Here is a 1,990-nt window from a genome sequence, read left to right on the forward strand (position 1 = left end):
CATCTGGTCCTCGCCATGGCGCACGACCGACATTTCGGTAACGATGCGGCCCTTATCGTCCGCGAAATAAACCAGGCCGATGCGGCCGGGCTTCGGCACGAGGCCGGTGACCTGCAGGGCCAGCCACTCGGCGGCGCCTTCACCTTCGAGATTGAAGCGCGAGAAGCCGGGCAAGTCGAGGATGCCGGCTGCGTCGCGCACAGCCAGGCATTCCTCGCGAACGCGCTGCTGCCATGGCCCGTCACGGCGGAAAGTCAGCGTTGATTCTTCCGAAATGTCGTCGCCCGGTTGCGCGTACCAGGTGGCGCGCTCCCAGCCGTTATAAGCGTCGAACTGGCCACCCCGCGCTTTGACGCGCTCATGCAGCGGCGAGTGCTTGCGGTCGCGGCCGGCCGGCCAGGCGTGGCGCGGGAACTGGATGGCGTATTCGTTGCCGTAGATCTCCATGCCCTTGGCAACGCAATAGTCGGGTGCCGAAGCAAAGGCGGTGAAGCGGCGCGGATCGCAGGACCACATGTCCCATTCGGTCTGGCCCTCGGTCACCCATTCGGCCAGCACCTTGCCGGCGCCGCCACCTTGCGCAATGCCGAAGGTGAAGACGCAGGCCTCGAAAGCATTCGGCACGCCGGGCATCGGACCGATCAGCGGATTGCCATCCGGCGCGTAAGGTATCGGCCCGTTGATCACCTTGGAAAGGCCTGCGGTGCCGAGGATCGGCACACGGGCTACGGCGTCGGCAAGGTAATGCTCGAGACGGTCGAGATCGTCCGGGAAAAGCTGGAATGAAAAATCCTCCGGCATCGGATCGTTGTGGCCGACCCAATGCGCGCGGCAATTGCGCTCATAGGGACCGAGATTCATGCCGGTCTTTTCCTGGCGCAGGTAGTAGGAGGTGTCGACGTCGCGCAGCAACGGCAGTTTCTTGCCCTGTTCCTTGGTCCATGCGGCCAGCTCGGGGATTTCCTCGAACAGGATATATTGATGGCTCATCACCATCATCGGCACTTCGCGGCCGAACATTTTTCCAACTTCGGCGGCGCGATAGCCGGCGGCATTGATCACGATCTCGCAGCGGATCTCGCCCTGCGGCGTCGCCACCACCCATTCGCCGTTTTCGCGGCGAACGCCGGTGACCGGGCAGAAGCGGATGATTTTCGCGCCCATGTCGCGCGCACCCTTGGCAAGCGCCTGCGTCAATTGCGCGGGATCGATGTCGCCGTCGCTCGGGTCGTAGAGCGCGCCTTTCAGCTCATGCGTCTCGATGAAGGGGTAACGGCGCTTGATCTCGTCGAGGCCGACGAGGTCGATGTCCATGCCTTGATAGCGGCCCATGCCTTTGGCGCGCTGGAACTCCTGCATGCGCTCCTTGGTGTGGGCGAGCCGCAACGAGCCGGTGACATGGTAGTTCATCGGATAGTCGACCGCGTCGGCGAGGCCCCGGTAGAGCTCGGTAGAATAGCGCTGCATGTTCATCAGCGACCAGGACGACGAGAAGGTCGGCACGTTGCCGGCCGCGTGCCAAGTCGAGCCGGAGGTCAGCTCGTTCTTTTCCAAGAGCACGCAGTCGGTCCAGCCCGCCTTGCAAAGGTGGTAAAGTGAGGAGGCGCCAACGACACCGCCTCCGATGATCACCACGCGTGCCGTGGTCGGCAAACCGGCCATGTTCTCCTCCAACGTCCAAAGCGCGTCAGGACGCGCTTTTGATTCTTTGTTTCACGCAGGCCCAAAAACCGCGGCACAGTTTTGGGCGGCATGCATTGGTTCAGTACACCGGTGGCGAAACCACCCAGATGACGACCGCCGGCTCGGCGCCAGGATTGCGCCAGCGGAACGGCTTGCCTTCGAAGCGGAACGAGTCGCCTTCGCTGAGCCGATGCCAGACGCCGCCGATCTCGAGCTCGAAAGTGCCCGACGCGACGTAGCCCGCTTCCTCGGTCGGGCGGCGCGCTTCGGTCTTCAATTCCGCGCCCGGCGCGAAGACCGAGCGCAG

The 1,990-nt window shown here is 63.7% G+C and carries 2 protein-coding genes; both read right to left on the reverse strand.

The window, feature by feature from the left end; translation table 11 throughout:
* On the reverse strand, window positions 1-1,662 hold a 1,662-nt coding region (locus EOA60_RS30715), incomplete at its 3' end, for an FAD-dependent oxidoreductase (RefSeq protein ID WP_164899679.1).
* 100 nt (window positions 1,663-1,762) lie between these two features.
* Window positions 1,763-1,990 (reverse strand): cupin domain-containing protein (locus EOA60_RS30720; RefSeq protein ID WP_164899680.1); only part of this gene is annotated, 228 nt, incomplete at its 5' end.

It is taken from the genome of Mesorhizobium sp. M1A.F.Ca.IN.020.06.1.1, from assembly GCF_004023265.1.
Taxonomy (GTDB): Bacteria; Pseudomonadota; Alphaproteobacteria; order Rhizobiales; family Rhizobiaceae; genus Mesorhizobium.